This window comes from Streptomyces sp. NPDC002309 (assembly GCF_053593375.1).
This window is the reverse complement of record NZ_JBSFCI010000060.1, coordinates 1-7440: the sequence shown is the minus strand read 5'-3', so window position 1 is coordinate 7440 and position 7440 is coordinate 1. Positions and strand designations below refer to the sequence as shown.

At 73.7% G+C, this 7440-nt stretch carries 6 protein-coding genes; 2 read left to right on the top strand and 4 right to left on the bottom strand.

Features of this window, described 5'->3' with window-relative positions; translation table 11 throughout:
* Positions 1-22 precede the first annotated feature (22 nt).
* A complete protein-coding gene (locus tag ACWCPM_RS32235) occupies positions 23-232 on the top strand; it encodes an MbtH family protein (protein WP_450979813.1) in 210 nt (69 codons plus the stop codon).
* A 64-nt stretch (positions 233-296) separates the two neighbouring features.
* Here the strand turns inward: ACWCPM_RS32235 and ACWCPM_RS32230 are convergent, their stop codons facing one another.
* The 4 genes from ACWCPM_RS32230 to ACWCPM_RS32215 form a co-directional block, all read right to left on the bottom strand.
* Positions 297-1370: an iron-siderophore ABC transporter substrate-binding protein gene (locus ACWCPM_RS32230; RefSeq protein WP_450979807.1), complete on the bottom strand. Its 1074-nt coding sequence runs from the start codon at positions 1368-1370 to the stop codon at positions 297-299.
* Positions 1371-1465: 95 nt separating this feature from the next.
* On the bottom strand, positions 1466-3280 hold the full coding sequence (locus tag ACWCPM_RS32225; RefSeq protein ID WP_450979806.1) for an ABC transporter ATP-binding protein: 1815 nt from the start codon (positions 3278-3280) through the stop codon (positions 1466-1468).
* Positions 3277-5022: an ABC transporter ATP-binding protein gene (locus ACWCPM_RS32220; RefSeq protein WP_450979805.1), complete on the bottom strand. Its 1746-nt coding sequence runs from the start codon at positions 5020-5022 to the stop codon at positions 3277-3279. The genes ACWCPM_RS32225 and ACWCPM_RS32220 overlap by 4 nt, the downstream gene beginning before the upstream one ends.
* Positions 5023-5085: 63 nt before the next feature.
* Positions 5086-5694 (bottom strand): hypothetical protein, encoded by a 609-nt coding sequence (locus tag ACWCPM_RS32215; RefSeq protein ID WP_450979804.1) that lies wholly within the window; start codon positions 5692-5694, stop codon positions 5086-5088.
* Between the two features lie 88 nt (positions 5695-5782).
* On the opposite strand from ACWCPM_RS32215, the gene ACWCPM_RS32210 reads away from it, so the two are divergent.
* Entirely contained in the window at positions 5783-7351 is a 1569-nt protein-coding gene (locus ACWCPM_RS32210; protein ID WP_450979803.1) for an amidohydrolase, read from the top strand.
* Positions 7352-7440: the final 89 nt, after the last annotated feature.

The following is a 7440-nucleotide window of genomic DNA, read 5'->3' as shown; positions in this document are numbered from 1 at the left end:
GAACAACGAGGAGAGGAAGAGCATGAGCAATCCGTTCGAGGACCCCGAGGGTGTCTACCTGGTGCTGGTCAACGACGAGAACCAGCACAGCCTCTGGCCGGACTTCGTCGACGTGCCGGCCGGCTGGCGCGTCGTGCACGGGCCCGCCGGCCGGCAGTCCTGCCTGGACCACGTGGAGACCCACTGGACCGACATGAGGCCGCGCAGCCTGGCCGAGGCCATGGACGGCTGACGTCCGGACACACGGAAGAGGGGGGCGGCCGTACGGCCGCCCCCCTCTTCGTCGTCGTCCGTCGTCAGGACGCGGGCTGCTCCACCTTGGTGTCCGCCTTGCCGTCGACGGCCGCCGCCAGCTGGGGCACCAGCCGCTCGATCACGTACGGCAGGCTGAGCGCGGAGACGAACGACGTGGCGTTGCCGTAGTCGCCGGTCTCCTGGACGAAGACCTCACGGCCCTCCTTCACGACGGCCAGGTCCTTGTACGAGGCGTCCTTGTGCAGCTTGCCGGAGTCCTTGGCGACGTCACCGACGATCCAGACGACGGCGTCCTGGTCGAGCAGGTCGGTGCGCTCCTTGCTGATGTTCGCGCCGAACTGGTCGCCGATCGCCTTGTCCAGGTCCTTGGGCAGGGCGAAGCCGAGCCCCGTCAGGATGCGCGAGCGCGCGTCCTGGCTGCCGAAGACGAACATGCCCTCGTACGGCGTGGCCATCACCGCGCTCGCCCCCTTGAACTCGGGGTGCTCGGCCGCCGCGGCCGCGATCCCGGCCTCGGTGTCCTCGACGATCTTCGTGGCCTCCTCCGGCTTGCCGAGCGCCTGGCCGACCGTCTCGGTCAGCTCCTGCCACGGCACGCCGTAGTCGTTGTACTCCTTGGGCTGGGCGACCACGGGCGCGAACTTGGACAGCGACTCGTACTGCTCCTTGGTGAGGCCGCTGTACACCGCGAGGATCAGGTCGGGCTTGAGGGCGGCGATCTTCTCGACCTGCGGGCCGGTGCCGGTGTCCTTGAGGACGGTCGGCACCTCGCCCCCGGCGAGCTTGTCCTCGGCCCAGGGGCCGATGGCGCCCTTGTAGCCGCCCAGCCACTCGGTGGTGGCGACCGGCACCTTGCCGAGCGCCAGGACGGCGTCCTGCTCGGTGAGGCCGACGGTGACGATCCGCTGGGGCTCGGACTTGATCGTCGTACTGCCGAACTTGTGCGCGACGGTGACCGGGAAGGCGGACTCCGAGGAGGAGGCGCTCGCCTTCGCCCCGCCCTCCGACGTGCCGGCGGCCGAGTCGTCACCACCGCAGGCCGTGGCGGCGGTCAGGAGCAGGAGGGCGGAGGCGAGCGCGGCGGCGAGCCGTGGTGCTCTGCGGGAGCGGAACATCGGTGGTCCTTCGTTCTTCGGGGCCAGTGGAGCCGGGCGGTGCGGGGGGTGGAACTCGTATGTACGTCCGGTGCGGGTGCGGGTGGGGGTGGGGGTCAGGTGCCGGTGTCGCGGGTGTCGGACCAGGCCCGCCAGATGGCGGCGTAGCGCCCCTGGGCGGCGCGGAGTTCGTCGTGCGTGCCGCTCTCGACCACGCGTCCCGCGTCCATGACGACGACGCGGTCGGCGGTCGCGGCCTGGCTGAGCCGGTGGGCGACGATCAGGGCGGTACGGCCGTCGACCGCCTGCGCGACCGCCTTCTCCAGGGCGCGCGCCCCGGAGCTGCCCGCCTCGGCGGTGGCCTCGTCGAGGATCACCAGGGGCGGGTCGGCCAGGATCAGCCGGGCGAGGGCGAGCGCCTGCGTCTGCGCGCCGCTCAGCCGGTGGCCGCCGTCGCCGACGACGGTGGCCAGGCCCTCGGGCAGCGCCTCGGCCCAGGAGAGGGCGTCCACCCGGTCGAGCGCGGCGCGCAGTTCGCCGTCGGTGGCGTCGGGCTTGGCGAGCCGCAGGTCGTCGGTGAGGGGGCCCGCGAAGACATGGGTCTCCTGGGTGATGAGGGCGACCGTGCGGGTGGCGGACGCGCCGAGTTCGGTGGGCGGCACGCCTCCGACGAGGACAGTGCCGGCGGAGGGCGGCTGGATGCCCGCGACGAGGCGGGCCAGCGTGGTCTTGCCGGCGCCGCTGACACCGACGAGGGCCACCCGCTCGCCGTGCCGGATCGTCAGGTCGACGTCCCGCAGGACGGGGTGCCCGGGCCGGTACGCGTGAGTGAGTCCCCGCACGGTGACGTCCACTCCGCCCGCCGGGACCGAACCAGTGGTCTCCGGGGGCGGCGGCTGGTCGGTGACCCCGACGAGCCGCGACAGGCCCGCCGTCGCCGACTGGGCGTCGTCGAGGAGGACCAGCGCGGCGTTGACCGGGGTGAACAGGCTGTGGAAGTAAAGGGCGGCGGCGGTCGCCGTGCCGATGGACGCCGAGCCGTCGCGGACCAGCCAGTAGCCGGTGAACAGCACGGCGGCGAGTCCGGCGTACTCGGCGACGTGCAGACGGCTGTAGAAGCCCAGCACGAGGTGGACCCCGCGCATCGTCAGCGCCACCACCGACCGGGACCGCTCGGCGACCCGCTCGGTGTGGTCCCTCTCCAGCCGGAACGCGCGCACGGTGGAGCTGCCGGCGATCGTGTCGAGCAGTTGCTGCTGCTGCGCGCTCGCGGCCCTGCGCTGTTCGGCGTAGAGCGGGACGGCGCGGGACACGTACCAGCGGGCGGTGGCCGCCTGCACGGGCACCGCGATCAGTGCGGCCAGCAGGAAACGCCAGTCGAGCAGTGCCAGGGCGCCGAGGGTGAGGACGATGGTCAGCAGCGAACGGGCCAGCTCGGGCAGGGCGTTGCGGATGGCCTCCGCGATGAGTGAGACGTCGGCGGTGACCCGCGCGGTCAGGTCTCCGGCGCCGGCCCGCTCGACGCGTTCCAGCGGCAGGGCGAGCGCCCGTTCCACGAAGCGCTCACGCAGCCGGGCCAGGGCCGTCTCGCCCAGCCGGGAGATCAGCGACAGACCGAACCCGGCGGTGACGCCCTGCGCCACGGCGACGGCGAGGAGAAGCGCCGCGGTGGTCGTGACGGCGTCCACGGAGCCTCGGCGGGCGGCCAGGTCGACGATCCGGCCCAGCAGGGGCTGCACCAGCAGCCCGACGGCGGTGGAGGCGACCATCACGGCGAACGCGGTGAACGCCAACGGCCTGTGCGGGCGCAGCAGTTCGGCGACGGCGGCCCGGGTGCGGGCGGGCGTGGCCACGGGCAGGAGAGAGGACTCGGTGCCCTCGCCGGACTCCGTCCCCTCGCGGGACTCTGTGTCCTTGCGCGTCTCGGTCATGTGAGGACCGCCGTCCGGTAGGCGGCGCGGTCGTGCACCAGCCGGTCGTGGGTGCCGGTCGCGGTGACCCTGCCGTCCTCGATCAGGACGACCCGGTCGGTCACGGCGAGCAGCGCGGGGCTGTTGGTCACCAGGACGGTGGTGCGGTCGCCGCGGACGTCCCTGATCCCGGCGGCGATGCCCGCCTCGGTGACGGCGTCGACGGCCGTCGTGGGCTCGTGGAGCACGAGGACCGGCGCGTCGGCGGCCAGTGCCCGGGCGAGCGCCACCCGCTGCCGCTGGCCTCCGGAGAGGGAGCGGCCGCGCGCGGTGACGGCCGTCGCGGTTCCGTCGGGCAGGGCGCGTACGACCTCGTCGGTGCCCGACGCGGCGATCGCTGCCGCGACGGGCGCGGCGTCGGGGGTGCCGAGCGCGGCGGTGACGGATGCCGCGTCGGGGGTGCCGAACGCGGCGGTGACGTTGTCGAGGAGCGTGCCCTCGAACAGGTCCGCGTCGTGTTCGGCGACGAGGATCGCGGCCCGTACCTCCGCGAGGCCCAGCGCGGGCAGCGCGGTGCCGTCGAGTTCCACGGCGCCGCCCTCCGGGTCGGCGCGCCGGCCCAGGCACCGCAGCAGCGCCGAAGCGTCGGCCGGGTCGGTGGTGACCACGCCCACCGTCTCGCCCGGGGCGACATCCATGTCCAGCTCGCGCAGGGGACCGTAGGACAGACCGCTCAGCCGCAGCCGGCCCGCGGGCCGCCCCGGCAGGTCGCCGCCGGGCGGCGGTCCCGGGGGGACGGCCCGGCCGGCGTCGAGCACCTCGGCGATCCGGGCCGCGGACGCCCGGCCCTGCGCCAGCTCCGCGTTGACCCAGGAGAACTCGGAGAGCGGGCCGATCAGGAAGAGCGCGAGCGCGACGGACGAGACGAGTTCGCCGAGGCTGATGTCGCCCCGCGCGGTGAGCCGCCCGCCGACGAGCGCCACCAGCGCGAGGAACGCGCCGGTGAGGATGGTGACGACGCCGCTCTGCCAGGCCTCGGCACGGGCCGCGCGCAGCGTCGCGGTCAGCGACTCCTGGCTGGTGCGGCGGTAGCGGGCGACGGCCGCCGGTTCGGCGCCGATGCCCTTGAGCACCCGCAGACCGGTCACGAGGTCCGCGGCGACGCCCGAGGCCCGCGCCGCGCGTTCCTGCTCGGTCTCGCTGCGCCGCTCCAGCGGCTTGCTGAGCAGATGCACCAGCCACAGCAGCAGCGGGGTGCCCAGCAGGACGAGCAGGCCGAGGGGGAGGGAGATACGCAGCAGGACGACCGCGCCGACCGCCAGGCCGGTGGCGGCCCCGATGCCGACGATCAGGGCCATGGTGACGGCACCGACCCGCTTGGCGTCCTCGGTGGCGGTGTTCGCCAGCTCGCCGGGCAGCCGGCCTTCCTCCGCACCCCCCTCGGGGGCGAGGACGCGGCTGACCAACCGGGTCCGAAGGAGGTGAGCCGCCGTCACGGAGGCACGTTCACCGGCCCGGGCGCCGAAGCGGAAGCTGTAGGAGAGCCCGATGTAGACGAGGGCCAGGACACCGAGCCACATCAGCAGCCCACGGGCGTCACCGGCCACGACCCCTCGTTCGACAGCCAGTCCGATGAGTACCGGCACCAGGGCCTCACCCGTCTGGTGGCCCATGCCCAGCAACGCCCCGAGCACCACGTCCCGGCGCTGTCCGCCCACCGCACCCCACAGGACACGCCGTCCCGGCAGGTCCGCCTTCTTCACGCATTCCTCCGGAAGGGGGTTCACAGGGCCCCTACATCGCGCACAAAACTTAGGTAAGGCTAATCAGATCTGACTCTCCCGGCTACCCCCTTGGAGATTCGCGGGGGCGTCGTCCACACGGACGAGCCGGTAGCGGTGTTCGTAGGCCGAACCGCCCCGCCTTTCGGTCCGTTTGGACCGGGCGCGGCGCGCCGCGAGGACGAGCGCGTCCACCTTCGGGCGTTCCTTGCGCAGCCGGTAGAGGGCCGCACGCGGCATGCCGGCGAGCGCCGCGGCGGACGCGTGCTGGGCGCCCGCGCGGATCGCCTGGAGCAGCACGAGCAGTGCGACGGGGGTCGGCGGACGTGCCGCGCCGTTCCCCTCGGGCGCGTGGGACCGGGCCAGGTTCCGCGCGCCCGACATCGCCGCGGCGAACGAGGGGTTGCCGTCCTGCCAGCTGCGCAGCAGTCGTTCCGGTACGCCGGCCGCCGCCGCGCAGCCCGCCGGGCCGAACCCCAGGGCCGCCGCCCGCACGGCCTCGGCCATCCGGGCCAGCGTCTCCTCGCGCAGGCTCGGACCGCGCCCGAGAGCGGCGAGCAACTCGGCGTCGATTCCTTGTTGCGCGTCGATACGCGCGAGCACACCATCGGCCCAGGCCGCCAACTCGCGGTCGGGGCCCAGCGTTTCCTCCACCGGAAACCCCCTTAGGTTAGCCTTACCTAAACACATGTGCGGACTGTGTGCCAGCAGTTTCGCCTGGGAAACCGAAAAGGAGCCGTCCTTGCTCTCGTCGAGGATCACCAACGCCCGCGTCATCACGATGGATCCGGATCGCCCGATCGCACGGGAGCTGGGCATCTGGCGCGGCCGCGTCGTCGGCCTGGACGAGGACGTGGCGGGGTTGCCGGCGCGGCGCACCCACGACCTGGACGGGGCGGTGGTGCTTCCGGGCTTCATCGACAGCCATGTCCATCTGGCCTGGACCGGGTTGAAGGCCGCGGTCCCGAGCGTGGCACCGAGCACCCGCGCCGACGACGTGCTCCGGGTCGTCGCCGAGGCCGTCGCCCAGGCACCGGCCGGCGCCTGGCTGGACTTCGGCGGCTACGACCAGCGCATTTTGGACCGCCCGTTGACGGCAGCCGACCTCGATTCCGTCAGCGCCGGCCGCAAGGTGTACCTGGGTCATCTCTCCGGACACGCCTGCCTCGTGAACACGGCGATCCTGAGGGAGCTGCCCGCCGAGGCCGTCAGTCCCGACGGCTTCCTCGTCGAAGGCGCCATGGGAGCCGCCCTGCGCTCCCGGCCGCCGCACTCCCTCGACGAACTGGCCGAGGCGATCGAACGCGCGGCCCGTGTCTGCCGCTCCGAGGGCGTGACCGCCTGCGCCGAGGCGGGAGTCGGCGCCCGACTGTTCCGCCACAGCCCCGTCGAGGCGGCGGCCTACCAGCTCGCCCACGACACCGGCCGTCTGCCGGTACGCGTACAGCTGATGGTGGCCGCCGACGCACTCGCATCCGTGCACACCGCTCCCGAGGACACCACGACCCGCGCTCTCAGCCTCGGCCTGCGCACCGGCTTCGGCGACGGCGCCCTCTCCCTGGGGGCCCTGAAGATTTTCACCGACGGCGGGATGATGGCCCGTACGGCCGCCCTGACCAGTCCCTACCTGGGCACCGGCGGATCCGGGCAACTCCAGGCCAAGCCCGAGGAGTTGGTGGAGACGATCGTGGCAGGGCACCTCGCGGGCTGGCAGCTGGCGATCCACGCCATCGGGGACCGGGCGGTCGACGTCGCCCTGGACGCCCTGGCGCGGGCGCAGCGTCTGCTGCCGCGCCCCCGGGCACGCCACCGCATCGAGCACGCGGGCCTGGTCCGCCCGGACCAGCTGCCCCGGCTGGCCGCGCTCGGCGTCACCGTCGTCGTCCAGCCGAACTTCCTGCGCTACTACGGCGACGACTACGCCACCGTCATGGGCGACGACAGGGCCGGCTGGCTCTACCGGGGCCGGGGCTTCCTCGACCACGGTGTCCGGCTGGTGGGAAGTTCGGACCGGCCGGTCGCCGACGGCGCGCCGCTGCGAGCGGTCCAGTTCATGGTCGAACGGGCCTCTGAGTCGGGCCGGGCCATCGGCCCCGAGGAGTCGATCACCGTGGACGAGGCCCTGCGGGCCTACACCGTCGACGCCGCCCACGCCTGCCACTGGGAGTCCGACGCGGGCAGCCTCGCGCCGGGCAACCGTGCCGACCTCGTCGTGCTGGGCGACGACCCGTACCGGGTGGACCCCTCCCGGATCGGGGACATCGAGGTGCTGGGGACGTTCCTGGAGGGCGAGGGCGAGGGCGGGTTCTGACCGGCGCGGCCCGGCACGCCGAAACGCGTGCCGGGCCGCGCGGAAACGCCGCGCGGAAACGCCGCGCGGAAACGCCGCGCGGAAACGCC